The sequence below is a fragment of the Nocardioides sp. HDW12B genome (genome assembly GCF_011299595.1).
Taxonomy (GTDB): Bacteria; Actinomycetota; Actinomycetes; order Propionibacteriales; family Nocardioidaceae; genus Marmoricola_A.
On the sequence record NZ_CP049867.1, the window covers coordinates 2,160,144 to 2,184,808 of the forward strand.

25 protein-coding genes and 4 tRNA genes are annotated in these 24,665 nt (G+C 72.1%); 11 read left to right on the top strand and 18 right to left on the bottom strand.

Annotation, left to right across the window (positions count from 1 at the left end):
• Positions 1 to 34: 34 nt before the first annotated feature.
• The 7 genes from pdxT to thrS are packed head-to-tail and all read right to left on the bottom strand — an operon-like array spanning position 35 to position 7,036.
• On the bottom strand, positions 35 to 691 hold the full coding sequence (gene pdxT, locus G7072_RS10100; protein WP_277343365.1) for a pyridoxal 5'-phosphate synthase glutaminase subunit PdxT: 657 nt from the start codon (positions 689 to 691) through the stop codon (positions 35 to 37).
• A complete protein-coding gene (gene pdxS, locus G7072_RS10105) occupies positions 688 to 1,623 on the bottom strand; it encodes a pyridoxal 5'-phosphate synthase lyase subunit PdxS (protein WP_166085989.1) in 936 nt (311 codons plus the stop codon). The genes pdxT and pdxS overlap by 4 nt, the downstream gene beginning before the upstream one ends.
• A gap of 9 nt (positions 1,624 to 1,632) precedes the next feature.
• Complete coding sequence (locus G7072_RS10110; protein WP_240916856.1) at positions 1,633 to 2,877, bottom strand: glycosyltransferase family 4 protein; 1,245 nt, start codon at positions 2,875 to 2,877, stop codon at positions 1,633 to 1,635.
• A complete protein-coding gene (locus G7072_RS10115) occupies positions 2,874 to 3,815 on the bottom strand; it encodes a phosphatidylinositol mannoside acyltransferase (protein WP_166085991.1) in 942 nt (313 codons plus the stop codon). The genes G7072_RS10110 and G7072_RS10115 overlap by 4 nt, the downstream gene beginning before the upstream one ends.
• Positions 3,812 to 4,444: a phosphatidylinositol phosphate synthase gene (gene pgsA / locus G7072_RS10120; protein WP_166085993.1), complete on the bottom strand. Its 633-nt coding sequence runs from the start codon at positions 4,442 to 4,444 to the stop codon at positions 3,812 to 3,814. Before pgsA ends, G7072_RS10115 begins: the two co-directional genes overlap by 4 nt.
• Before the next feature lie 29 nt (positions 4,445 to 4,473).
• A complete protein-coding gene (locus tag G7072_RS10125; protein ID WP_240916858.1) occupies positions 4,474 to 5,040 on the bottom strand; it encodes an HIT domain-containing protein in 567 nt (188 codons plus the stop codon).
• A 7-nt stretch (positions 5,041 to 5,047) separates the two neighbouring features.
• The gene (thrS, locus tag G7072_RS10130; RefSeq protein ID WP_166085996.1) at positions 5,048 to 7,036 is read right to left on the bottom strand and encodes a threonine--tRNA ligase; all 1,989 of its coding nucleotides are present in this window, start codon (positions 7,034 to 7,036) and stop codon (positions 5,048 to 5,050) included.
• A 212-nt stretch (positions 7,037 to 7,248) separates the two neighbouring features.
• Here thrS and G7072_RS10135 point away from each other — a divergent pair, with 212 nt between their 5' ends.
• Positions 7,249 to 8,922: a sulfatase gene (locus G7072_RS10135; RefSeq protein ID WP_166085998.1), complete on the top strand. Its 1,674-nt coding sequence runs from the start codon at positions 7,249 to 7,251 to the stop codon at positions 8,920 to 8,922.
• Positions 8,923 to 8,974: 52 nt separating this feature from the next.
• Here the strand turns inward: G7072_RS10135 and G7072_RS10140 are convergent.
• Positions 8,975 to 9,046 (bottom strand) — tRNA-Val (locus tag G7072_RS10140).
• Between the two features lie 548 nt (positions 9,047 to 9,594).
• Here G7072_RS10140 and G7072_RS10145 point away from each other — a divergent pair.
• A complete protein-coding gene (locus G7072_RS10145) occupies positions 9,595 to 10,038 on the top strand; it encodes an SsgA family sporulation/cell division regulator (RefSeq protein WP_166086001.1) in 444 nt (147 codons plus the stop codon).
• A gap of 142 nt (positions 10,039 to 10,180) precedes the next feature.
• Here the strand turns inward: G7072_RS10145 and G7072_RS10150 are convergent, their stop codons facing one another.
• Complete coding sequence (locus G7072_RS10150) at positions 10,181 to 11,002, bottom strand: aminotransferase class IV (protein ID WP_166086003.1); 822 nt, start codon at positions 11,000 to 11,002, stop codon at positions 10,181 to 10,183.
• A 118-nt stretch (positions 11,003 to 11,120) separates the two neighbouring features.
• Here G7072_RS10150 and G7072_RS10155 point away from each other — a divergent pair.
• From G7072_RS10155 to G7072_RS10170, 4 genes are all read left to right on the top strand, one after another.
• Positions 11,121 to 11,193 (top strand) — tRNA-Gly (locus tag G7072_RS10155).
• 41 nt (positions 11,194 to 11,234) lie between these two features.
• Positions 11,235 to 11,305, top strand: a tRNA-Cys gene (locus tag G7072_RS10160).
• Between the two features lie 10 nt (positions 11,306 to 11,315).
• Positions 11,316 to 11,387, top strand: a tRNA-Val gene (locus G7072_RS10165).
• Positions 11,388 to 11,702: 315 nt separating this feature from the next.
• Positions 11,703 to 12,101 (top strand): ATP-binding protein, encoded by a 399-nt coding sequence (locus tag G7072_RS10170; protein ID WP_166086006.1) that lies wholly within the window; start codon positions 11,703 to 11,705, stop codon positions 12,099 to 12,101.
• On the opposite strand, the gene G7072_RS10175 is transcribed toward G7072_RS10170, so the two are convergent.
• A complete protein-coding gene (locus G7072_RS10175) occupies positions 12,089 to 12,553 on the bottom strand; it encodes a hypothetical protein (protein ID WP_166086008.1) in 465 nt (154 codons plus the stop codon). The two genes, G7072_RS10170 and G7072_RS10175, sit on opposite strands and share 13 nt — an antisense overlap.
• 223 nt (positions 12,554 to 12,776) lie before the next feature.
• On the opposite strand from G7072_RS10175, the gene G7072_RS10180 reads away from it, so the two are divergent.
• The gene (locus tag G7072_RS10180) at positions 12,777 to 13,283 is read left to right on the top strand and encodes a hypothetical protein (protein ID WP_166086010.1); all 507 of its coding nucleotides are present in this window, start codon (positions 12,777 to 12,779) and stop codon (positions 13,281 to 13,283) included.
• Positions 13,284 to 13,296: 13 nt separating this feature from the next.
• Here G7072_RS10180 and G7072_RS10185 read toward each other — a convergent pair whose 3' ends face one another.
• Positions 13,297 to 13,920: a sulfotransferase family protein gene (locus G7072_RS10185; protein WP_166086012.1), complete on the bottom strand. Its 624-nt coding sequence runs from the start codon at positions 13,918 to 13,920 to the stop codon at positions 13,297 to 13,299.
• A 242-nt stretch (positions 13,921 to 14,162) separates the two neighbouring features.
• Here G7072_RS10185 and G7072_RS10190 point away from each other — a divergent pair, with 242 nt between their 5' ends.
• The 3 genes from G7072_RS10190 (at position 14,163) to G7072_RS10200 (ending at position 17,902) form a co-directional block, all read left to right on the top strand.
• Positions 14,163 to 14,849 (top strand): response regulator transcription factor, encoded by a 687-nt coding sequence (locus G7072_RS10190; RefSeq protein ID WP_240916859.1) that lies wholly within the window; start codon positions 14,163 to 14,165, stop codon positions 14,847 to 14,849.
• Between the two features lie 99 nt (positions 14,850 to 14,948).
• Positions 14,949 to 15,350, top strand: coding sequence for a hypothetical protein (locus G7072_RS10195; protein ID WP_166086014.1), 402 nt, complete (start codon positions 14,949 to 14,951; stop codon positions 15,348 to 15,350).
• Between the two features lie 419 nt (positions 15,351 to 15,769).
• Positions 15,770 to 17,902: an ATP-binding protein gene (locus tag G7072_RS10200; RefSeq protein WP_166086016.1), complete on the top strand. Its 2,133-nt coding sequence runs from the start codon at positions 15,770 to 15,772 to the stop codon at positions 17,900 to 17,902.
• 1 nt (position 17,903) lies between these two features.
• On the opposite strand, the gene G7072_RS10205 is transcribed toward G7072_RS10200, so the two are convergent.
• Both G7072_RS10205 and G7072_RS10210 read right to left on the bottom strand, forming a co-directional pair.
• Positions 17,904 to 18,068, bottom strand: a complete 165-nt coding sequence (locus G7072_RS10205; RefSeq protein ID WP_166086018.1) for a hypothetical protein — start codon at positions 18,066 to 18,068, stop codon at positions 17,904 to 17,906.
• Positions 18,069 to 18,114: 46 nt separating this feature from the next.
• Complete coding sequence (locus G7072_RS10210) at positions 18,115 to 18,624, bottom strand: mismatch-specific DNA-glycosylase (RefSeq protein WP_166086020.1); 510 nt, start codon at positions 18,622 to 18,624, stop codon at positions 18,115 to 18,117.
• Between the two features lie 26 nt (positions 18,625 to 18,650).
• Here G7072_RS10210 and G7072_RS10215 point away from each other — a divergent pair, with 26 nt between their 5' ends.
• Positions 18,651 to 19,178: a DUF664 domain-containing protein gene (locus G7072_RS10215; protein ID WP_166086022.1), complete on the top strand. Its 528-nt coding sequence runs from the start codon at positions 18,651 to 18,653 to the stop codon at positions 19,176 to 19,178.
• Here G7072_RS10215 and G7072_RS10220 read toward each other — a convergent pair.
• From G7072_RS10220 to G7072_RS10240, 5 genes are all read right to left on the bottom strand, one after another.
• A complete protein-coding gene (locus G7072_RS10220; protein WP_206063070.1) occupies positions 19,169 to 20,200 on the bottom strand; it encodes a Gfo/Idh/MocA family oxidoreductase in 1,032 nt (343 codons plus the stop codon). The two genes, G7072_RS10215 and G7072_RS10220, sit on opposite strands and share 10 nt — an antisense overlap.
• Positions 20,197 to 21,363, bottom strand: coding sequence for a Gfo/Idh/MocA family oxidoreductase (locus G7072_RS10225; protein WP_166086024.1), 1,167 nt, complete (start codon positions 21,361 to 21,363; stop codon positions 20,197 to 20,199). Before G7072_RS10225 ends, G7072_RS10220 begins: the two co-directional genes overlap by 4 nt.
• Positions 21,360 to 22,349: an ATP-binding cassette domain-containing protein gene (locus G7072_RS10230; RefSeq protein WP_166086027.1), complete on the bottom strand. Its 990-nt coding sequence runs from the start codon at positions 22,347 to 22,349 to the stop codon at positions 21,360 to 21,362. The genes G7072_RS10225 and G7072_RS10230 overlap by 4 nt, the downstream gene beginning before the upstream one ends.
• Positions 22,346 to 23,452: an ABC transporter permease gene (locus G7072_RS10235; RefSeq protein WP_166086030.1), complete on the bottom strand. Its 1,107-nt coding sequence runs from the start codon at positions 23,450 to 23,452 to the stop codon at positions 22,346 to 22,348. Before G7072_RS10235 ends, G7072_RS10230 begins: the two co-directional genes overlap by 4 nt.
• A 179-nt stretch (positions 23,453 to 23,631) precedes the next feature.
• A complete protein-coding gene (locus tag G7072_RS10240; RefSeq protein ID WP_166086032.1) occupies positions 23,632 to 24,642 on the bottom strand; it encodes a substrate-binding domain-containing protein in 1,011 nt (336 codons plus the stop codon).
• Between the last annotated feature and the right edge of the window lie 23 nt (positions 24,643 to 24,665).

The window sequence follows — 24,665 nt, forward strand, 5'->3', positions numbered from 1 at the left end:
GTGCGGCGGGAGGCCCGGCGCGACGTACCCGCCCTCAGGAGCGGGAGGTGCCGCGCACGACGTCGACGAAGAACGCGTGCACTCGCGGATCGCCGGTGACCTCGGGGTGGAACGACGTGGCGACGAGGTGCGCCTGCCGGACCGCGACGATCCTACCCGTGGCGGGTCCGGTGGCCACGGTGCCGACGACCTCGACGTCGGGACCGACCTTCTCCACCCAGGGCGCGCGGATGAAGAGGGCGTGGAAGGGGCGGTCGAGCGAGCCCAGGTGCTCCAGGTGCAGGTCGGCCTCGAAGGAGTCGACCTGGCGGCCGAAGGCGTTGCGGCGCACGACCACGTCGAGCCCGCCGATGGTCTCCTGGTCGGCGGTCCCGCCCTCGATGCGGTCGGCCAGCATGATCATCCCGGCGCAGGTGCCGAACATCGGCAGGCCGTCGCGCGCCGCCTCCCGCAGCGGCTCGAGCAGGTCGAAGACGCGGGCGAGCTTCGACATCGTCGTCGACTCCCCGCCGGGGAGGATCAGCCCGTCGACCTCGCCGAGCTCACGGGCACGACGTACCGGCACGCCCTGCGCGCCGACGGCGGCGAGCATCGCGACGTGCTCGCGCACGTCGCCCTGCAGCGCGAGCACCCCGATGCGGGGCGCCGCGGACGCGGGAGCGGAGGAGGGAGCCGTGGCGCCCGTGGTCACCAGCCGCGCTCGGAGAGCCGGTGCGGCTCGGGGATCTCGTCGACGTTGAGGCCGACCATGGCCTCGCCGAGGCCGCGCGACACCTTCGCGACGACGTCGGGGTCGTCGTAGAAGGTGGTGGCCTTGACGATCGCCTCGGCGCGCTGCACCGGGTTGCCGGACTTGAAGATGCCCGAGCCGACGAAGACGCCCTCGGCGCCGAGCTGCATCATCATCGCCGCGTCGGCCGGGGTGGCGATGCCGCCCGCGGTGAAGAGCACGACGGGGAGCTTGCCGGTCTCGGCGACCTCGCGGACCAGCGGGTACGGCGCCTGCAGCTCCTTGGCCGCGACGTAGAGCTCGTCGGCAGGCAGCGAGGACAGGCGGCGCAGCTCGGCGCGGATCGTGCGCATGTGGGTGACGGCGTTGGAGACGTCACCGGTGCCGGCCTCGCCCTTGGAGCGGATCATCGCCGCGCCCTCGGAGATGCGACGCAGCGCCTCACCGAGGTTGGTGGCGCCGCACACGAAGGGGGCGGTGAACTGCCACTTGTCGATGTGGTTGGCGTAGTCGGCCGGGCTCAGCACCTCGGACTCGTCGATGTAGTCGACCCCGAGGCTCTGCAGGACCTGGGCCTCGGCGAAGTGGCCGATGCGGGCCTTGGCCATCACCGGGATGGAGACGGTCTCGATGATGCTGTCGATCATGTCGGGGTCGCTCATCCGCGACACGCCGCCCTGGGCCCGGATGTCGGCGGGCACGCGCTCGAGCGCCATCACCGCGACGGCACCGGCGTCCTCGGCGATCTTCGCCTGCTCGGCGGTCACGACGTCCATGATGACGCCGCCCTTGAGCATCTCGGCCATGCCGCGCTTGACGCCGTCGGTGCCGGTGAGCCGGTTCTCGTGCGGGACGTTCTCGGTCTGCTGGGGGGAGGTCTGCGGTGCGTTCACGTCTCCAGGTTACGTCCCCGACGGTGCCGGAGACCAACCGAGACGGGGCCCCCGGCGTCCGCCCCCGGGAGCGTCCTGACCGGCACCCGCGTCGGCGTACACCTCGAGCACCTGCGGCGCGACGACGGACCAGTCGAAACAGGCGTACGCCGCCTCGTGGCCGGCCCGCGCGAGCTGCTCGCTGAGAGCGAGATCACCCAGCAGGGTGCACACCCCGGCGGCCAGGGCGGCGGCGTCCTCCGACGGCACCAGCAGCCCGCGGCGGCCGTCGTCGAGCACGGCACGGAAGGCGACGAGGTCGCTGGCCACGACCGGGAGCCCGGCCGCCATCGCCTCGGTCAGCACGATGCCGAAGCTCTCGCCCCCGGTGTTGGGGGCCACGAGCACCCGGGCCCGGGCCAAGCGCTCGACCTTGCCGTCGTCGCTGAGTCGTCCGGCCGCCTCGACCACGTCGTCGACGGCGAGCCCCAGCGGCTCCAGCGCGCGGCGCAGCGCCGAGGCCGGCTCCCGCGGCAGCCGGTCGCCGCCGACCACGACCAGCCGGGTGCCCGGGTGGCGGGCCACGATCTCGGGCAGCGCCTCGAGCAGGACCTGCAGGCCTTTGCGGGGCTCGTCCGGACGCCCCACGAAGACCAGGTCGTGGCGCTCGGCGAGCGGCGGCGCGGTGCGGGTGCGGTCGAGGTCGGCCACCGTGACGCCGTTCGGGACCGGGACCGCGTCGACCTGGTGGTAGCGCAGCAGCGTGCGGCGGGCCTCCTCGGAGACGACGATGTGCGCGTCGATGCGCGGCAGCACCTGGCGCAGCACGGTCGGGGCCGCCACCCGCAGCGCCAGCGCGCGGTCCTGGGCGATGTGGTGGGTGGCCACCACCGGCACCGGCTCCTCGAGCAGCGCGCGGACCGCGGTGAAGGACGTGCTCGGTGCGGCCGGCTCGTGGACGTGGACGACGTCGAAGCGGCCCTGCGCGAGCCAGGCGCGGACCTGGCGGCGCGCCCCCATCCGCACCGGGGCGACCGAGCCGTTGAACGGCAGCGCCTGTCCCTCCCCCACCACCGTCACGTGGGGGGACCGGGCGCGGTCGGTGTCGCCGGGTGCGAGCACCTCGACGTGGTGCCCGGCGGCGCGCAGGCCGGCGGCCAGGCCGGCGACGTGCTGCTGGACGCCGCCAAAGGTGTCGAGCGAGTAGGGGCACACCATGCCGACGCGCAGGCCGTGGGGGGCGGGCGCAGGCACGGGCGGCCGTCGCGCGCTCATGCGCTCTCCCCCCGGGGCTCCGGCGCGGGGAGGTCGTCGACGAAGACCCGCTGCATCATGTGCCAGTCGGCGGGGTCCGCGACCAGCGCGTCGGTGAACGCGTCGGCGACCCGCTGGGTGGCGGTCTCCACGCCCAGCGCGGCGACGTCCACCTCCTGGTGGAACGTGATCTGGAGCCGGTCGCCGCGGTAGGCGGTCGTGATCGGCACCAGGGCGGCCCCGGTCTCCAGCGCCAGGGCGGCGGGCCCGCGCGGCATCCGGGCCGCGTGGCCGCAGAGCGTGACGTCGACGGCGCTGCGGCTGAGGTCGCGGTCGGCCAGCAGCGGGGCGAACCCGCCGGCCCGGACGTGCTCGGCCAGTCGCGGCAGGGGCGGCTCGCCGCCGGTCAGCGGCAGGATCGTCATGCCCAGCGAGGACCGGAAGGCGACGAACTCGTCGTACAGGCGCTCGGGGCGCAGCCGCTCGGCGACCGTCATCACCGGCGCGCCGGTGGCGCAGGCCCAGGCACCGGCCCAGTCCCAGTTCCCCTGGTGGGGCAGGGCGGCGACCACCCCCCTCCCCGCGTCGTACGGCGTGCGCAGCCGCTCCTCGTGGACCGTCGTGACGCGGGCGACGAGGTCGTCGGTGGGCCACGACGGCAGCCGGAACGACTCGCACCAGTAGCGCAGGTAGGAGTGCACTCCCTCGCGGGTCAGCTCGTCGAGGGCGTCGTGGTCGAGCTCGGGGCGCACTCGCGCCAGGTTGGCCCGGAGCCGGTGCACGGAGGTGCCGTGCCGGGCGTGCATGCGGGCCGCGATGCGGTCGAAGAGCGCGCGGGCGTGGTCCTCCGACAGCCGGCCGACGCCCCGCCAGCCGGCGACGTAGGCCGCCGCGACCGCCTGCTCGGTGCCGGAGGCGAACGCCCGCTCCAGGGTGGCCAGGACCGGGTGGGGGCTCACGGGGTCAGGCCGTGGGCCTGCTGCCGGACCACGAGGATGCGCTGCACCACGGTGACGGTGCTGGCGATGGCGAGCACCGCGAGGGTGATCGGGATGAGCACGAGCGCGCCCTCGCCGACCCCGAGGACGTTGAGCAGGTCGGCCACGCCGGTCATGACGAGGATCGCCACGAGCCGGTCGGCGCGCTCGGCGATGCCGACCTTGGCCTGCATGCCCAGCGACTCGGCGCGGGCGCGGGCGTAGGAGGTGACCGAGCCCATCGTCAGGCAGTAGATCGCCAGGGCGGCGAGCAGGTCGTTCTCGCCGGGGCCCACGTAGTACATCGCCAGCGCGCCGAAGATGGCGGCGTCGGCGATGCGGTCGAGGGTGGAGTCGAGGAACGCGCCGAAGCTGCTGGTCCGGCCGGACTGGCGCGCCATCGCGCCGTCGACGAGGTCGGAGAACACGAAGGCGGTGATCACCAGCACGCCGACGAGCAGCTCGCCCTGCGGGAAGAAGACCACCGCGCCGGCGCAGACGCCGAGGGTGCCGACCAGGGTGACGACGTCGGGGCTGACCCCGGCTCGCAGGAGGCCCCGGACCACCGGGTTGAAGAGGCTGGTCCAGAACGCGCGGAATCTTTCCATCATGGCGACGCCAGACTAGACGGTCGCCCGGGTCACACCGTGTCCCAGGCCTCCGCGAGCAGCCGGCGGGTCTCGGTCAGCAGCTGCGGCAGCGTCTTGGTGCGCCCGATGATCGGCATGAAGTTGGCGTCGCCGCCCCAGCGCGGCACGACGTGCTGGTGCAGGTGAGCGGCGATGCCGGCACCCGCGACCGACCCCTGGTTCATCCCGAGGTTGAAGCCGTGGGCACCGCTGACGGCCTTGATGACCCGCATCGCCCGCTGGGTGAGGTGGGCGACCTCGACGGTCTCCTCCTCGGTCAGGTCGGGGTAGCTCGCGACGTGCCGGAAGGGGCAGACCATGAGGTGGCCCGACGAGTACGGGTAGAGGTTGAGCACCACGAAGCACTGCTCGCCGCGGTGCACGACCAGGCCGTCCTCGTCACCCATCTGCGGGATCTGGCAGAACGGACAGGTCTCGGAGGTGCCGTCGGCCGGCTTGTTCTCGCCGGAGATGTAGGCCATCCGGTGCGGCGTCCACAGCCGCTCGAGGGCGTCGGGCTCTCCCGCCCCGCCCTGGTGGTGGGTGGTCCCGGGGCTCTCGCTCCCCTGCTCGCTCACCCGCGCCTCAGACCTGCTCGCGGCCGGCCACCGCGGCCTGGACGCGTGCGATCGCCTCGTCGACGGGTACGCCGTTCTCCTGCTCGCCGTTGCGGTAGCGGAACGAGACCGCGCCGGCCTCGAGGTCGCGGTCGCCGACCAGCATCATGAAGGGCACCTTCTCCAGCTGGGCGTTGCGGATCTTCTTCTGCATCCGCTCGTCGCTGCCGTCGATCTCGACCCGCAGGCCGAGCCGCCGCATCTTCTCGGCGGTCTCGAACAGGAAGTCCTGGTGGCGCTCGGCCACCGGGATGCCGACCACCTGCACCGGCGCGAGCCAGGGCGGGAAGGCGCCGGCGTAGTGCTCGACGAGCACGCCGAGGAACCGCTCGATCGAGCCGAACTTGGCCGAGTGGATCATCACCGGGCGCTGGCGCGAGCCGTCCGCGGCGACGTACTCGAGCTCGAAGCCGCGCGGCTGGTTGAAGTCGTACTGGATGGTCGACATCTGCCAGGTCCGGCCGATGGCGTCGCGCGCCTGCACCGAGATCTTCGGTCCGTAGTACGCCGCGCCGCCGGGGTCGGGGACCAGCTCGAGGCCGGACTCGGTGGCGACGTCGGAGAGCACCTTGGTGGCGACCTGCCACTCCTCGTCGGAGCCGACGAACTTGTCGGGCTTGGAGTCGTCACGGGTCGACAGCTCGAGGTAGAAGTCGTCGAGGCCGAAGTCGCGGAAGAGGCTGAGGCAGAAGTCGAGCAGGTGCTTGATCTCCGCCGGGGCCTGCTCGGGGGTGACGTAGGAGTGCGAGTCGTCCTGCGTCATCCCGCGCACGCGGGTGAGGCCGTGGACGACGCCCGACTTCTCGTTGCGGTAGACGCCGCCGAACTCGAAGAGCCGCAGCGGCAGCTCGCGGTAGGAGCGGCCGCGGGACTGGTAGATGAGGTTGTGCATCGGGCAGCTCATCGCCTTGAGGCGGTACTCCGCGCCGTCGAGCTTCATCGGCGGGAACATGCCGTCGGCGTAGTAGGGCAGGTGGCCCGAGGTGTGGAAGAGGCCGTCCTTGGAGATGTGCGGCGTGCCGACGTAGGAGAAGCCCTCCTCGATGTGCCGGCGGCGGACGTAGTCCTCCATCTCCCGCTTGATGACGCCGCCCTTGGGGTGGAAGACCGCGAGGCCGGAGCCGAGCTCGTCGGGGAAGGAGAAGAGGTCGAGCTCTCGCCCCAGCTTGCGGTGGTCGCGACGCTCCGCCTCGGCGATGCGCTCGAGGTGCGCCTCCAGCTCCTCCTTCGACGGCCAGGCGGTGCCGTAGAGACGCTGCAGCTGCTTGTTCTTCTCGTCGCCGCGCCAGTACGCCGCCGCCGAGCGCATCAGCTTGAACGCCGGGATGCGCTTGGTGGTGGGCAGGTGCGGGCCGCGGCACAGGTCCTTCCAGGCCAGGTCGCCGTTGCGGCGGTGGTTGTCGTAGATCGTCAGCTCGCCGGCGCCGACCTCGACGTTGGCCCCCTCGGCGGCGTCGTCGGCCGAGCCGGAGCCCTTGAGGCCGATGAGCTCGAGCTTGTAGGGCTCGTCCGCGAGCTCGGCGATCGCGTCGCCGTCAGAGACCGCGCGTCGCGAGAAGCGCTGGCCCTCCTTGATGATCTTGCGCATCCGGGTCTCGATCTTCTCGAGGTCCTCCGGGACGAACGGCTCAGCGACGTCGAAGTCGTAGTAGAAGCCGTTCTCGATCGGCGGGCCGATGCCCAGCTTGGCGTCGGGGAACAGCTCCTGGACGGCCTGGGCCATCACGTGGGCGGTCGAGTGGCGCAGGATGTCGAGGCCGTCCGGCTCCGACATCGCGACCCCCTCGACCACGTCGCCGTCGGCCAGCTCGTGGGCGAGGTCGCGCAGCTCACCGCCGACACGCGCCGCGATCACCTCGGGCGACTCGGCGAACAGCTCCCAGGCCTTGGTGCCCGTGGTGACGGCTCGCTCCGCGCGCTCTGCTGCGTGGACGACGGTCACCTTGATCTCGGACACGGGAACTCCCTGGTCGTGACGGTCGGCGGGCCGCGCGCTCGCGGCCACCGGGTCGACGTACGTCGGCCGTGGCGATGGTATCCAGCGCCCGTCGTCACCTTCACCCGAGTTCGCGGCGTGACCAGTGGACCGCGGCGCCGACGACCATCGTCATCGGTCTTCGTGGCCCCCGCCACTGGGGACGCGCGGCGGCTCCCTGGTCGGGTGGGGCCATGACCTCTCCGACATGGTCGCGTCCGGGCCGGCCACCCGCCATCCGGGCCGCGCTGCTGCCGGCGGCGCTGCTCGCCCTGCTGCTCGCCCTGCTGGTCGGAGTCGCACCCAGCCCCGCCCCTGCGGCGCGGGCGGCAGCGGCACCGGCACCGGCATCAGCACCGGCGCGGCCGAACATCGTGCTGCTCATGGTCGACGACATGCGGGCCGACGACCTGCGCTTCATGCCGCGCACACGGCGCCTGATCGGCGGCGAGGGCGTGACCTTCAGCCGTTCCTTCTCGCCCAACCCGCTGTGCTGCCCGGCCCGGGCCTCGGCCCTGACCGGTCGCTACACCCACAACCACCGTGTCTTCCACGTGTACGCGCCCTGGGGGTTCCGCTCGTTCGACGACCGGTCCACGGTCGCGACCTGGCTCCAGCACGCCGGCTACGCCACGATCCACCTCGGGAAGTACCTCAACGGCTACGGCTTCATGCGCGAGCCGGGCGCGACGTCGGGGAGCTCGGTCCACTACGTGCCGCCGGGATGGACGCAGTGGCGGGCCTCCCTCGACGGCGGCCTGCCTCCCGGCCACCCGGCTCGGGGCAGCACCTACGAGTTCTTCGACACGACCTTGAGCCGCAACGGCGAGGGCTTCCAGCCTCTCGAGGGCCAGTACCAGACCCGCGCCTACGGCCGGATCGCCCGGGAGATCGTCACCCGTCGCGCGGCCGGCGCACGCCCCTTCTACCTGCAGGTCGCCTTCACCGCCCCGCACAACGGCGGGCCGATCGAGCCCGACGACCCCGGAGACGTGAAGCGCTCGGACGGGAAGCTCGAGCACTTCGGCACCACGGCACGCCCCGACGACGTCAAGGGCCGCTTCGACCGGACGCTCACCGCCGCGCCCGGAGCGTCCTGGCACGACCCCGACTTCAGCGACAAGCCGGCCTACCTCGCCGTCCGGCCGCCCCTCAACGACGCGGAGCGGGCAGCCATGCTCGAGGAGACCCGGCAGCGCGCCGAGGCGCTGTGGGTCGTGGACCAGCAGGTGGAGCGCACGATCGAGACGCTGCGCGCCACCGGCGAGCTGGACCGGACCCTGGTCGTGTTCACCTCCGACAACGGCTTCTACCTCGGCGAGCAGCGCTTCCGCCACGGCAAGGTCTTTCCGCACGAGCCGTCCATCCGGGTGCCGCTGCTGATGCGCGGCCCGGGCATCCCGGCGGGCGCAATCCGCCGTGACCCGGTCATGTCGATGGACCTGGCCCCGACCTTCGCCGCGGCCGCGGGCGTGGTGCCGCCGGCCACGGTGGACGGCCAGTCGGTGCTGTCCGTGGCGCGCAACGGTGACGTCGGCTGGCAACGGGGTGTGCTCACCGAGAGCCGACCCGAGGGCAGCATCGTGCGCGACACCGACGAGGCCGGCCGTCCGCTCGGCGGCGGCGGCACGGCCGACATCCGGTACGCGATCGGCGTGCGCACCGCGCACTTCCTGTACGTCGACCTCGCCACCGGCGAGGAGGAGCTCTACGACCTCCGCACCGACCCGGAGCAGTACGTCAACCTCGCGGGCCGGCCGGAGTACGCCGCGACCCAGGCGCTGCTGCGCGAGGTGCTGTCCCGGCTCCGCGCCTGCGACGGCGCCGAGTGCCGACAACCACTGCCCCCCGAGTTGGCCGGGGGCTGAGGGCACTCGAGGCCGGCTCCGCGTCGCGGGGCCGGCCTCGGAGGAGGAGCGGTGGGCGATACTGGGCTCGAACCAGTGACCTCTTCGGTGTGAACGAAGCGCGCTACCACTGCGCCAATCGCCCTCGTACGTCGTGCCCGGTCCGGCCGGGCGACGCGCGGGTCACAGTATCTCATCGTCGCGTCGTCGTTCACATCGGGCGGTCCCGGCCAGCCGTCCCGCCGACGTCCGGCTCGCGTCGCACCGGCCCCTCGCGGGATGTCCGTTTCGGGACGTCACGACCGGACGTCGACCCGATGTCCGCGGTGACCCGACTAGGACCTTGGTCCTGGCACCTGCGCACCGCCCGCTCGGGGGACCATCCTGAGGTGGTCATCCGGGCTGGTCTCGACCAGTCGCTGCCCGTTTCGGGGGGCTATCACCGCGATGTTCGGGTTGGTCCCCCATCCGAACGGACAACGGCAGCACCACCCATAGCCAGACCTGACTAGTCATCTGAGGTCAATCACGCGGCAATATCCCGGTTCTAATGGACTTTGGTCCCGACCTGGGAGGAATATTGGTCGCGAGGAAGGGCCCGGGAAAGAAGTCCCGGAAAAGTCCCCGAATCGGCGTCATGGAGGCCCTGGGAGGCCGTCTCCTAGACGTTACTGCCAAGGGAGAGGCATTCAGATGGAGCAGCACATCAACACCAAGCGGGTCGTCACCACCGTCACCAAGACGCTGACGCTGGACCTGATCGACGCGACCGGTGCGGCTACCCCGCTCGACACCGAGCTCTCGTACAACCCGGCTGACCCCTTCGCGGTCACCGCCACCTTCCTCACCGTGGCCGGCGAGGTCCGCTGGACCTTCGGTCGCGACCTGCTCATCGGCGGGCTCTACGAGCCCACCGGCGACGGCGACGTCCACGTGTGGCCCTGCCTCGACACCGACGCCCACTCGGTCGTGATGATCGAGCTGTGCTCGCCCGACGGCGAGGCGCTGGTCCAGGCCCGCACCTCCGACATCACCGCCTTCGTCACCGAGATGACGCAGCTGGTCGCGCCGGGCGCCGAGACCCACCTCGTCGACATCGACGGCGCCATCGCCGCGATCCTGGCCGAGGCCGCCTGACCGTCCTGCTCCGGCGGGCCGGTCGACCGGTCCTGACGTGCTCGACCGCGCCTGGGGGCGCAGACGGTCCGACAGGACAGGACCGCGCCTGGGGGCGCAGACGGTCCGACAGGACAGGGTTGCGACCTCGGCGACCCGCGACCTACGGGTCGAGGTCGGCTGCTTCACGGGCTGCCCACGTCGCCGCTGCTGCGGCGGTGACCGGGCCGGGCGTCTCGAGCTCCCGTCCGTCGCACCAGGCGACGGCCTGGACGTCGCGCGTCGTGGAGGCCAGGAAGATCTCGTCGGCGCGCGCCAGCACGCCGACCGGCTCGTCGACCTCGACGACGTCGCACCACTCGACCAGCAGCGCCCGGGTGATGCCGGCGAGGCAGCCCGACTGCAGCGTCGGCGTCCGCAGCTGGCCGTCGACGACGTAGAAGACGTTGGACCCGGTGCCCTCGCACAGGTCGCCCTTGGTGTTGGCGAACACCGCCTCCCCCGCCCCCACCGTCGCCGCGTGCGCCAGCGCGACCACGTTCTCGGCGTACGACGTGGTCTTGAGCCCGGCGACCGCCCCGCGCTCGCTGCGCGGCCACGGGACGACCGTGACCCGTGCCGGTCCCTCCCAGGCCTGCAGGGGTGCGGCGACGACGACCAGGGTGGGCTCGGCGTCACCGCGCCCGGAGCCGAGCGGCGCCGGGCCGCCGGTGTAGGTGACGCGCAGCCGTCCCAGCGGCAGGTGCTCGGCGGCGAGCACCTCCTCGACGCCGGCCCGCACCCGCTCGAGGTCGGGCTCGGGCAGCCCGAGGCCGCGCGCGGAGGCCGTCAGCCGGTCGAGGTGGCGCGTCAGCGCGAAGGGCCGGCCCTCGACGATCTTGACGGCCTCGAAGACGCCGTCACCCACGGTGAACCCGTGGTCGGTGACCGGCAGGGCCGGTGCCGTCGGGTCCTCGAGCAGCTGTCCGTTCACCCACGCCTGCATGGCTCCAACCTAGGACACCGGCACGGCCCGCGGGGGCACCCCCGAGTTGGTGCTGACGGGACTGTCCGCTACAGTTTCGTCTCGCACGACAGGCCCCGCGAGGGGCCCGGAGTTGCAGGCGGACGTAGCTCAGTTGGTAGAGCGCAACCTTGCCAAGGTTGAGGTCGCGAGTTCGAGCCTCGTCGTCCGCTCGGAGAAGGGTCGCAGATCCGGCGTGATCGGCCCCTCCACTGGTGGAGTGGCCGAGAGGCGAGGCAACGGACTGCAAATCCGTCTACACGGGTTCAAATCCCGTCTCCACCTCGCAGTTCCCGGGCGATTGGCGCAGTGGTAGCGCGCTTCCTTGACACGGAAGAGGTCACTGGTTCAAACCCAGTATCGCCCACCGAAGTCGCAGGTCAGAGGCCCCTCCTGGGGGCCTCTTCCTGGTTTACCGCCGACTCCTCCCCCGGGGCACCGACCGGGCTCGCGCCGCACCGCTGAGTCCGGTCATTAGGTGCATGCCTCCCTGAGGAGGATGGTGGAGGGGCACGCAGTGCTCGGGAGACCGGCGTCGCCGACCGACCAGAGCACGCAGAGCCCTTCTGGAGGGCACCGTCATCACCGGCACCGCGCCTCACCGTCATCCGTCGACCAGCATCCCCGCGCCGGCCCCGCACGCCCCGTGACTCCGGGCGTCGGCTGGGCTGACGAGCTGGACGTGACCGCGTCGACGACGTCGCCGGCTCAGGCACGCGCCTTCGTCGCGTGGTGGAGCCGCCAGCACGAGCTGCCCGACCTCCTCGACGACCTCCTGCTCGTCGTGAGCGAGCTGGTCACCAACGCCGTCGTCCATGCCCGGTCGCACGTACGGATCCGGATCGAGGAGCTGCCGTCGCACGTGAGGCTGACGGTGTCCGACGACTCGCTCGAGCGTCCGCGCCTGAGCCTGGCCGGGCACGTCGTGGACGGCGACGAGCACGGCCGCGGGTTGTGGCTCGTCGACGCGTGCAGCACCGACTGGGGCACCGACCTGCTCCGCGAGGGCGGGAAGTCGACGTGGGCCTCGTTCGCGGTACGGCCCCGGCGATGCCCCGGTCCAGGCACTCAGTCGAAGTAGAGCAGGTACCGGTCGGGCCCGTCGCGCTCGACGACCACCATCTCTCCGTTCACGCCCCTGAACTCACCGGTGCCACCGGTGACGGCGAGAGAGAAGCTGTCGCCACTGGTCTCCGAGAAGGTGATCGCGCCCTGGATGGTGATCTGCCCGCGACCCCTGAGCGTCAGGGTGCCGACGCACTGCATCGTGAACGACTGCCGCGTCACACGCTTGATCGTGCACTCGACAGCATCACGCCCCACACGCTCCCCACGCTGGAACAGCTTCTCCGTGAAACCGAACGTGTCTCCGGGGCTCTCCCCTCGGGGCCCGTTGTCGACGAAGTACTCCGTCCAGGGCTTGGCCGTGACCTGCAGGTCCGGCGCCACCTCGCCTGCATCTGCTGGTGCCGGCATAGCCCAGCACGTGGCTGCGGCCAGCGTTCCTGCCATGGCGCGTCGTGCGATCTTCATGGTGCCCCCTCTGTGAATGCGCTCAAGGCCCCCACAGGCCACCCCACCCCGGGCGAGCGCTCCTCCAGGGATACTCCTCGTGCCTCCCGTTGAACAGGATCCGCTAGACCGCTCGACCCGCAGTCCTGACGTTCGTCCTGTCCGTCTCGCGCCCTTGGCCCGTGGTGCCTGCCCCTCCGAGGAGGATGCTTAATGCCTCGGGCACAAGAAACCGAGGGCCCCGATGAAGACAGCGTTCGTTGCCGTTTCGGCAGTCGTGATCATGTTCCTGACGCCGACAGCCGGTGTCGCTTCGAGCAACGCTGACTGGGCGAAGCGATGTCAGGTCGAGCACGCGTCGCTGGGTTACAGGAACGTCGGCCAGTGCGTGTCGACCTACGCCCGAGGTGGCGGAACAGTCACGGGACCGGCATCGCTGACGCTCACCTACGAGATGACGGCGTGCGCCGCGTTCCCGCAGGTGCAGTGCATCTGGTCGGTCCAGGGCTCCGGCCTCGACCCTGGCAGCAAGGTCGTCGTCGGCGGCGTCGACGTCCTCCACGGCGCCGAGGCAACGGTCGGCACGGACGGCACTGTCAACGTCCGCGGGCTCTTCATGCTGGGCGACTGCGTCAACCCGGGCTTCGAGATCCACCACTTCGTGGCCCGAGGTGTCGCCCCCGGTGGTGCTGCAGTCACGTCGGAGGTCGTGACCGGCGACGTCACGCAGTTCGTCCCACTCTGCGCATAGCCGCCTCCCTGGATCAGTCGCGTGCCGCATTGCGGGCGACGAAGTCGGCGCGGGTGTTCTCGTGCGGGAACGGCAGGTCCGGCACCGGTACGTCGAGCGCGCGGCAGAGCGGCTCCCAGCCGTCACCGGGCTGCCACTCGACCAGCCGTCGAGGGTCGATCTCCGAGCGCACCTCCGCGAGCCGGCGCTCGTAGCCGGCCCTGACGTCGACCGGGTCGTGCGGGTCGGCGAAGACGTCGGCGAACATCACGCCGAAGAGCGGCGTCATCGGGTCGTCGGGGTCGTTCCGGGCCAGGATCCTCCGGGTCGCGGCCAGCACGGTGGCGTCCATGCTGGCGAACCAGGTGTCCGCGCTGCCCCGGTGCGACAGCAGGACCGGCACGTCCGGGTGGGCGGAGGCGAGGTCACGCCAGCAGCTGGAGAACGGGGTGTCGACGCCCGCGGCGTACCCGGCCAGGAAGTCCTCCCAGACCGGGGACCGTCCCTCGAGGGCAGCGACCCAGGTGGGGAGGTGCTCGGGGTGCGCGAACGCCTCGCTCATGTGGTAGACCGGCGCGTCCAGCAGGTGGCGCAGGGCCTCGCGCAGCGACGACGTACCGGTGCGCGGCAGACCGGCACCGATCAGTCGCAACGTCACGCCCCCACGATAGGCCCCGGCCGGCTCCGGGGGACGTCGGCGCTGACTCACGAGTCAGCGCGTCTTGTCAGGGACCTAGGTCACCTCTCCACGACTTGCGCCCCATTCATCCCGCTCGCCCCACTAACGTCGGACAAGTGGCGGCTGTGTCTGTCACACGAGGGTCCCGGCTCCACTGGGAGGAGGGCCGGGACCTCCGGGGGCACTGGCTCCCCCGGGCGCGCAGCGAGTACTTTCCCCTCGTGCCCGAAGACATCCCGCGACCGGTCTGCGTCGCCCTCGTCAACGACTTCGAGGTCGTCGTCAAGGGGCTGCGCGACATGCTCGCGAGCTTCACCGAGCGGGTGCTGGTCGTCGAGCTCGACCTCGGGGCCGAGGTGGAGCAGAGCGTCGACGTGGCGCTCTACGACTGCTTCGCCGCCCACCCCCTCCACACCGACGACCTGGCGCGCCTCGTCGCCCAGAGCACCGTCGGCGCCGTCGCGGTCTACACCTGGACCACGCGCGACGACCTCGTCGACCAGGCGCTCGCGACGGGAGCACGCGGCTGGCTGTCGAAGTCACTGGACGCCACGTCGGTCGTCTCCGCGCTCGAGCGGCTCGCCGCCGGGGAGCAGGTCGTCGACCACGGCGACGTCGCCGCAGGTCCGGGCGCCGACCCCGAGCAGACCGTCGGCGACTGGCCCGGGCGTGCGGCCGGGCTCTCGCCGCGGCAGGCCGAGATCGTCAGCCTCATCGCCCAGGGGCTGAGCAACAACGAGATCTGCGAGCGGACCTACCTCACCCTCAACACCGTCAAGAGCTACATCCGTGAGGCCTATCGCACCATCGGTGTGACAACCCGGGTCCAGGCGGTGCTCTGGGGTGTGGAGCACGGCCTGGTGCCGACGCCGGAGCGGCGTACGGAACTCGGGCCCGAACCGGACTGACCCGGGGAGGCGAGGCGCAAGGGACCTCCGACCGTGGTCCGCCCCGCGCCGACGGGGTCACCGTCGAAGGGACCGAACCACACCTCACAGGGGGAAACCATGTCCCGTCGCCGCTCCACCGCCGCCGTCCTCGCCGGTCTCACCGGTCTCCTCGCCGCCTCGCTCGCGGCCGCACCGGCCTCGGCCGCGCCCACCTCGTCTCCCCAGGTCGTGCCGATCGCGGCCACGTGCCCCGGCCTCGGTGAGGTCAGCATCGTGCCGCCTCCGGGCGGCGGCGAGTGGACGCCCGGCTTCATCGCCGGGACCGGCAAGGTGCTGGTCCCCTACGTCTTCACCTTCACCTTCTCCGACGGTGAGACCACGGAGACCGAGACGATCGCGAAGAGGGGCGCGCTCCCGGCCGGCTCGATCACGTGCTCCTTCGGCGAGACCTTCGTCGAGGACGGGGTGACCTACACCTTCACCGGCACCGCCACCGGTCCCCTGCGTGGCAAGCCCTGATCCCGGGCGGCGCACCCCCGCTCGGGTGTGACGCCCCCGTCCCGCTCCCCGTACCGTCAGCCTCACGGCCCCTCGCACCTCCCAGGCGTGGGGCCGTGACCTTTGTCGACGACGTCAGGCGGCTGCCCCACCGTGTTCTTCTTCTTCAGCAACCGTCTCGGTTGCGCCGGGTCGCTGATGGTCTCCGCCGTGGTCACCGCGCTGCTCGTGCTGCTGCTCTGGCGCTGACGCTTGCCCGACACCGGCCGGCGCCGACCTGGTTCAGACAGACTTGGACGAGTGTCCTACTCTAGGGTCGAACCCCGGTCAGCCTCCCCCGTCTGACCGGGGTTCCTCGCGTCGCGGGCCTGCCCTCCCCGGGACCGGACGGGTACGGTGATCGGACCACGTCCGGGACAGCACACAGCGAGGGGGCCACGGTGTCCGAGGACCCCTCCGGCCCGCCGAGCACCGGTCCCTCCGGCCGGGGCACCATCGATGTCCGCCGGCACCTGAGCGCACGCCTGCGCCACGGTCGTGCCCTGCAGTACGTCGTCGTCGCCCTCGTCGTGGCCTACACGATCTGGACGGTCCCCGGGGTGCGACCCGCTCCCGGGTTCGAGCCGTGGTTCGACGGCCTCCTGCAGGGGTCGTCGTACACGCTCATCGCGGCACTCGCCGTGCTCTGGGTCCTTCGCCCCCCGAGCAGCATCCCGGCCGCGAGCAGCATCGCCGTCGCGCTCGTGCTGCGTGCGCTCGGGTTCGCCCTCACGCTGTCCTTCGTGAGCCTCGGCGACCCTCTCCCCTTCCCGTCGGTCGCCGACCTGGCCTGGGTGGGCTCGAGCCTGCTGCTCATCCTCGCCGTGGTCCTCCGGGTGCGGGACCTCGCCCCACGACTCCCCATGCTCGTCGTCCTCGACGCGCTGGGGGCCTCGCTGCTCCTCCTCGGTGCGGTGATCCTGCTCCTCCGCGGGCCCGTCCGCACGCTCACCGAGCAGCCGGGGGTCGCCGCCGACTCGGTGGCGTTCAACCTCGTCTACCCCGTGGTCGACCTGGCGTTGCTGATGGCCGTCGCGAGCCTCGTCGCGGCCGGTCGTCACCGGCTCACCGGCTCCGACTGGCTCGCCATCGCGGGCATCGTCGGCTACGTCGTCGTCGACGTCGCCTACTTCGTCCTGCTCGCCGCGGGGCAGTGGCGACCGGGCAACCTCCTGGTGGCCGTCTCGGTCGTGTCCACCCTCGTGCTCGCCCTCGCCGTGGCCGCCGCCCCCGGACGCCGTCGCGACCCCGGTCGGCTCATCGGTGAGCTGCCCCCTCCCACGCCCGCCCCGGGGGTCGCCGTCCCCGCCACGATGGTGGGGCTGGCCGTCGTGGGCCTGAGCCTCGTCAGCGTGACCCACTCGGCCGGCGAGACCCACTCGACCGCCGCGACCCTCGCCTTCGTCGCGGCGGCGGCCGTGGCCGTCACCCGAGGCATCCGGACCGTCGGCAACGACCGCGTGGCCGCGAGATCGGTCCTGGGGATCGCCACCACCGACCTGCGTCGCTTCCAGGCGCTGGTCGAGGCCTCCACCGACCTGATCGGCATGTCCGACTCCGAGGGCAACATCGTCTACCTGAACCCCAACGGACGCCGGTTGCTGGGCATGGAGGACGACCGGGACGTCCAGACGCTCACGGTGGCGACGGTGGCACCGGGCGTCGGGGAGGCCGGGTTCGCCAAGCGCTGGCCCGTGCTGCTGCAGACCGGGTTCTGGGAGGGCCAGTCCGAGCTCGTCCCGGTGGACGGCTCACCACCGATCCCGGTGGCGATCTCCACCTTCGTGATGCGCGACCCCGACACCGGCGAGCCCTTCGGACTGGCCACCATCCAGCGCGACATCCGCGAGATGCGGCGCCAGGAGGCCGCCCTGCGGGACATCGCCGACCAGCGCGCCCGGCTCCTCAACCGCCTGGTGCAGGCGCAGGAGGCCGAGCGGGCCCAGATCGCCGCCGACGTCCACGACGACTCGGTGCAGGCGCTGGCCGTCGTCGACCTGCGGATGGGCGTGCTCCGTCGCCGGGCCGCCCGGTCGGCTCCCGAGCTCGTCGAGACCGTCGACGACGTGCAGAAGGCCGTGTCCGCCGCGACCGACCGGCTCCGGCACCTGCTCTTCGACCTGGAGTCACCCGCCGAGGAGCTCGGCCTGCGCGCCGCGCTCGCCTCCGCCGCCGAGGTCGTCTTCACCGACACCGACGTCGACTGGCAGGTGCTCGGTGTCGACGACCTGCAGCTCGGTGACGCGGAGCGCATCACCGCCTACCGGGTGGCCCGCGAAGCGATGGTCAACGCCCGCAAGCACGCCGACCCCGAGCACGTGACCGTCGCCCTCGAGCGCGAGGTCGGTGCCCTCGTGGTCACCGTGAGCGACGACGGCCGGGGCTTCGTCGCAGGAAGCACGGACGACCGCCGTGGGCACCTCGGCCTCGCCGCGATGCACGACCGGGCCTCGGTGGCCGGCGGAGAGCTCAGCATCACGACGCCGGAGACCGGCGGGACGGTCGTGCGGCTCTCCCTCCCCGTCCCGGGGTGAGTCAGCCCTGCTGGCGGCTGTCACCGCCGTCGGAGTCGCCGTCCATCTCCTCGGCCTCGACCCGGCCCGCGTCCGGGCTGTTGCCGGGGTAGTCGTCCATCCCGTCGGGGCCGTCCGGAGAGGCGGCGGGCGAGGGGGACGAGGAGTCGGGCGGGTTGCTGGTCATGGGCAAGACCTACCCGCGCGGCCGAGGCCGCACACGCCGGGGGGCCTCAGCGACCGACGAGGGCGGCGAGGTCCGTCCACCACGACAACCGGTCGACCCGGCCGTCGTAGTCGCGGCGCCGGTTGGCCCCCGACGTCCCGGGCAGCACGAAGACCTGCGCCCCGCCGACGTACCAGTCGGCCGGGCCGAGCCCCACGCGCCGGAAACGGCGGGCCTCCTCCCCCAGCACGCCGGCCGCCTCCTGCGCGGTCGTCTTGCTGGTGAAGGCCAGCCACTCGGGCTGCCAGCGCTCCACCTTCGCGACCAGGTCGTCGATGTCCACGTCGAAGCGCTCCCGACCACCGACGAGGTCGGTGAGGCAGAAGCCGTGCTCGGCCGCGAGCCGGTCGTCCTCGGGCCGCAGGCGCCCCGGCGTCAGACCGCTCAGGTCGAGCATCTCCCAGAAGTTGTTGCCCGGGGACTCGTAGTAGTGCTCGCGCGGACGCGTGCCTGCCCCGGCCCGGCCGCAGAACACCACGACCGGGTCCGGCGCGACGACGTCGGGGAGTACCTCCACGCGCCCCAGCCTGTCAGGCTGGTGCCATGAACGCGTCCCAGGCCCTGCTCATCGACCTGTTCGGCCGCGTGCAGGAGCACGTCCACGACGTCCTCGACGGCGCCGACGAGGAGCTGCTGCTCGCCCGCCCGGCGCCGGGCACCAACCACGTCGCCTGGCTGGTGTGGCACCTCACCCGCGTCGAGGACGACCACCTCGCCGGGCTCCAGGACGACGTCGACCAGGTGTGGACCGAGGGCTGGGCCGACGGCTTCGCCCTGCCCTTCGACCTCGCCGACATCGGCTACGGCCACGACGAGGCCGACGTCGCGGCCGTGCGTCCCAGCGCCGAGCTGCTGCGCGGCTACCACGACGCCGTGCACGACCGCGCCGTCTGGATCGTGCGCGGCCTCGAGGACGAGGACTTCGACCGGGTGGTCGACGAGGGCTGGGACCCGCCGGTGACGCTCGCCGTGCGCCTGGTCAGCGTCATCGACGACTGCATCCAGCACTGCGGCCAGGCCGCCTACGTGCGCGGCCTGCTCCGCCGGCAGTCCGAGGCGCGTCAGGCGTAGAGGCCGGGGCGCTCCTCCTGCGGCACCGCGACCCGGCCCGCGCCGTGCAGCGAGTCGACGGCCGCGAAGGCGCCGAGGTTGGCCAGGTGGGCGTCCCACGCCGACGGCGCCGGCAGCTCGCCGGACCGCACGCCCTGCACCCACGAGGCCAGCTCGACCCGGTAGGCGTCGACGAAGCGGGTCACGAAGTCCGCTTTCACCTCGCGTCCGTCGAGGTTGGACGTCCGCCTCCCGATGCCGTACGGCGGCGTCAGCGAGACCGTGCCCTCGGTGCCGGTGACCTCGGTGTGGATGTCGTAGCCGTAGCGGGCGTTGACCGACACCTCGACGGTCACCACCCGGCCGCCGGCCGTCTCGAGCACCGCCACCTGCACGTCCTGGAGCGTGCCCTCCGGCACCGTCGGCGCGAAGACCGTGACTGCGGTCAGCGGGTCGTCGAGCAGCCACGGCACCGAGTCGAACTCGTGGATCATGGAGTTGACCAGCACGCCCTCCGACGTCGCCGACGGGTGGGCGGAGGCGTTGCGGTGCAGGCAGTGCATGGCCCGCACCTCGCCGATGGAGCCGTCGTGGACGGCGGCGCGCAGCTCGAGGTAGGCGGGATCGAAGCGACGCATGAAGCCGACCTGGAGCAGGCGCCGACCCAGCGCCACCTCCGCCTCGACGACGCGGCGCGATCCCTCGGCCGAGGTCGCCAGCGGCTTCTCGCACAGCGTAGGCTTCCCCGCCGCCAGGCAGGCGAGCGCCAGGTCCTCGTGCAGCGGGTCGGGGGCCGCGACGAGGACCGCGTCCACGTCGTCACCGCTGATCACCGACTCCGCGGAGTCGGCGGCCCGCGCCCCCACCCCCGCGGCGACCTCGGCGCACCGGTCGGCATCGGCGTCGTACACCGCCGTCACCGCCGCCCCAGGGACCCAGCGCGCCAGGGTCTCGACGTGCGCGGCGCCCATGGCACCGGCGCCGACGACGCCGATCCGCACCAGGCCGGTCCCCCCGCTCGGGCCGGTCGCAGTCGTGCTCACAGGCTCACCCACCGCTTCTCCTCGTAGGACGTCACCATGGCGTCGACGAGGCCGGCGGTGACGACCGCGTCCTCGATCGTGGCACCGAGCGGGACCCCGGTGCTGATGCTCTCGGCCAGCCGCCGGGCCTCGACGACCTTGAGGTCGTCGTAGCCCATCGCCACGCCCGACCCCGGCTGGAACGCCGCCATCTCGCCGTCCCCGGGTCGCACGAGCAGCGTCTGCCACGCGGCGTCCTGGAAGTCCTGGTCCAGGCACACGCGCAGCTCGCCCATGCGCCGGAAGTCCCACGACAGCGCGCCGTGGGTCCCGCGGACCTCGATGCCGTAGGCGCACTGCTCCCCCACCGCCACCCGGGAAGCCGTCAGGTAGCCCGTGGCGCCCTCGGCGAAGCGCAGCAGCGCGGAGGCCTGGTCCTCGTTGCCGACCGGCCCGCGCGGTCCCTCGCCGCCGCGGGCGAAGTGCGAGACCGCACCGGTGACGACCGGCCGCTCGCGGATGAACGTGGCCTGGTCGGCGACCAGCTCGCTGATGGCACCCACGCGCTCTCCCCCGACGTACGTCGCGAGGTCGAAGCCGTGGGAGGCGAGGTCGCCGAGGACGCCCGTGCCGGCGTAGGCCGGGTCGAAGCGCCACGAGAGCCCGCCGTCCGGGTGGGCGGAGTAGTCGGCCAGCAGCCGCACCTCCACGCTCTCCACCCTCCCGAGCCGGCCGTCGGCGACGAGCTGCCGCGCGCGCTCGACCGCCGGGGCGTTGCGGTAGTTGAACCCCACCGCGGAGCGCACGCCCGCCTTGCTCAGCGCGGCGGCGATCGCGCTCGTGTCGTCGGCCGAGCGACCAGCGGGCTTCTCGATCCACAGGTGGCGCCCCGACTCCGCGACCGCCACCCCGATCTCGCGGTGCACGAAGTTCGGGCCGCAGACGCTGACGACGTCGACGTCCTCGCGGGCCAGCAGGTCGCGCCACTCCGCGTGCGCGTCCGCGAAGCCGTACGCCGACAGCGCCTCGGTCCGGCGGCGCTCGTCGGGGTCGGCGACCGCCACGAGGTGCGGGCGCACGGGGCTGTCGGGGTAGTGCTGGAGCAGCCGGGCCCAGGCGCGCGCGTGCACCTGACCCATCCAGCCGAACCCCACCACCGCGACGCCGAGGTCGCGGGTCGTCATCGCGTGGTGTCCTCGCTCCCGGTGCTCGTGGCGGTGCCACCGGCCGCGGCCGCCTGCGCCGCTGCGCTGGGGCGGCCCGGGTCGGTGTTGAGGGTCTCCGCCACCTCCGCCTGCATCGTCTTCGCGACCTCGGAGTCCGGCATCTCGCGCGCCAGCTCGTGGCTCAGCGCCTCGAGCTCGGCGCCGCCGGCCATCATCTGCACCAGGTCGTCGAGGGTCATCTCGGCCTTGGGGAAGTTGCCCATGCTGCGACCACGGCGCAGCAGCATGAAGCGGTCGCCGACCGGATAGGCGTGGTGCGGGTTGTGGGTGATGAAGATGACGCCGAGCCCGCGGTCGCGTGCCTTGGCGACGTACTTCAGCACCACGCCGGACTGGCGCACGCCGAGCGCCGCCGTGGGCTCGTCGAGGATGAGCACCCGGGCGCCGAAGTAGACCGCGCGGGCGATCGCGACGCACTGGCGCTCGCCGCCGGACAGCGTGCCGATCGGCTGGTCGACGTCGCGCAGGTCGATGCCCATGGCCGACAGCTCGGCCTTGGTCACCTTCTTCATCCCGGCGATGTCGAGGCGCTTGAGCGGGCCGATGCCCTTGGTCATCTCCGAGCCCAGGAAGAAGTTGCGCCACACCGGCATGAGCGGCACGACGGCGAGGTCCTGGTAGACGGTGGCGATGCCGAGGTTCAGGGCCTCGCGCGGCGACGAGAAGTGCCGCTCCTCGCCGTCGACGACGAGCGCGCCGTCGGTGTGGGTGTGCGCACCCGCCAGGATCTTGATGAAGGTCGACTTGCCGGCGCCGTTGTCGCCGAGCACGCAGGTGACCTCACCGGCGTTGACCGTGGTGGTGACGTCTCGCAGCGCGATGACCGAGCCGTAGGACTTCCCGATGTCGCGGACCTCGATGAGCGTCGTGCCCTTCTCGGCCGCCGCCTTCGCGTCGCGCGGGCTCTCGGACGTGGTGCCGGTGTTGGTTTCCGGGGTGCTCATCGCATGGACTCCGCTCGTGTCTTGACCCAGTTGTTGACCAGCACCGCCCCGAGGAGCATCACGCCGAGGAAGGCGTAGAGCCAGTCGTTGTCCCAGCCGGCCTGGGGGATGCCCTGCTGGACCATGCCGTAGATGAGCCCGCCGAAGGCGGCCCCGATGGCCGAGCCGTAGCCGCCGGTCAGCAGGCAGCCGCCGACCACGGCGCAGATGATGAAGATGAACTCGTCGCCCACACCGGTGGTGCTCTGCACCGTGGTGGTCTTGAACAGCCCGAGCATGCCGACCAGCCACCCGGCGAAGGCGGTGGTCATGAAGAGGCCGACCTTGGCCTTGAAGACCGGGACACCGACCTGGCGGGCGCTGACCTGCGCGCCGCCGACGGCGAAGATCCAGTTGCCCGCGCGCGAGCGGAGCAGCACCCAGGTCGCCACCGCGGTCACCGCGACGAACCAGAAGGTGGCGGCGTAGAGCGTCAGCGTCGTCTTGACGTCGTTCTCCTCCAGCCACGGCACCCAGCCCATGTCGATGTTCACGAAGGAGCCGAAGATCTGCTTGCCGTCGAAGTAGCCGGCCGCGTCCTGCAGGCCGGTGACCGACACCTTGCCGATGAGGATCTTGGTGACCGCCAGGTTCACGCCCTGGAGCACGAAGAAGGTGCCGAGCGTGACGATGAAGCTGGGCAGCTTGGTCCACATGACCAGCGACCCATTCAGCGCGCCGATCGCGAGCGCGAGCACGAGCGAGATCAGGATCGACAACCAGACGTTGAGGTCGTACTCCGTCATCAGGATGCCGGTGGTCAGCCCGGTGGTGCCGATCATGGCTCCCGCGGACAGGTCGAACTCGCCGCCGATCATCAGCAGCGACACCGCCACGGCCATGATGCCGATGGTGGAGGCGTTGAAGATCCACGTGCTGGCGCCGGCGGGCTCGAAGAACGAGTCGGTGCGGAGCGCGAAGAAGAGGAAGATCACGAGCGCGCCGGCCATGGCGCCGATCTCGGGTCGTCGCAGGACCTTGGTGAACCGGCCGGACGAGGAGATCCGTTCGTCGGTCTCGGTTGCGGGCGGGTCGGACCGCTCCGGTGCTGTGGTGGTGCTCATGTGCGTCTCCTTCGCCGGTTGTCCCGGGCGGGACCGGTCTGCGGGCGGTGCTGGTGCTGGTGCGGTGTGCTGGGGGCTGCGGTGTACTGCGAGGTGCTGGTGTGCTGGGGGTGCTGCCGGCCGGGGCCGGGGCCGGGGCGCTCACGAGGGTGTCGCGGGCGGCCCGGCCCCGGCGCGGGTCAGCGGGTGCCGCCCTCGGCGAACTCGAGGACCTCGGCGGCGTTCTCCTGCGTGATGACGGCGGGACCCGAGTTGATGGGCTGGCCACCACCCACGTCGTTGCCGTTGATCAGCTTGAGGTAGACGCCGGTGACGCCGAGGTAGCCCTGGACGTAGGGCTGCTGGTCGATGGCGAACAGCAGGCTGCCGTCCTCGACCAGCCCGGCCACGTCGGCGTTGAGGTCGAAGGTGCCGACCTGCACGTCGCGACCCGAGGTCTCGACCGCGGCGACCGCACGGCCGGCCATGTCGCCACCGAGGGCGAGGATGCCGTCGACGGAGTCGTCGGCGCTCAGGGCCGACTCGATCGTGGCCTGGGAACCGGCGAGGTCGGTGTTGTCGGTCTGCAGGTTCGTCATGTCGCCACCGAAGGTCGAGGCCGCGGCGCGGCACCGCTCCTCGAGGGCGATGTTGCCGGGCTCCTGGATGACGCAGATGGCGTTGGTGACGCCGGCCTCCGTCAGCTGCTCCCCGGCGGTCTCACCGGCGATGGTCTCGGACTGGCCGACGTGGGTGATGGCCCCGAAGTCCTGCCAGTCGTCGATGCCGGAGTTGATCGTGATGACCGGGACGCCCGCCTCGACGGCGTCGCGGATGGCGGTCTCCAGGCCGTCGGGGTTGGCCATGGAGACCACGAGCCCGCCGGTGCCGTCGGCCACCGCGTTGTCGATCAGCGTGCTCTGCTCGCCCGGGTCGGGCGAGGAGTTGTAGCGGACGTCGATGCCGAGGTCCTCGCCGGCGCGGTCGCTGCCGGCCTTGACGACGTCCCAGAACGAGTCGCCGGGGGCGGCGTGGGTGACGACGTCGATGCGCACGTCCTCGGCGGACGTGCTGCCGCCACCACCGCTGCTGCTCTCGCTGTCGCCGCCGCTGCTCTCGCCGCCGCTGCTGCCCTCCTCGCCGGTGCTGCAGCCCGCGAGCACGAGCGCGCTCGCCGCGATGCCCACGGAGAGAATCCGTCGGATCTTCATGGTGTTCCTCCTTGTCGACCGCG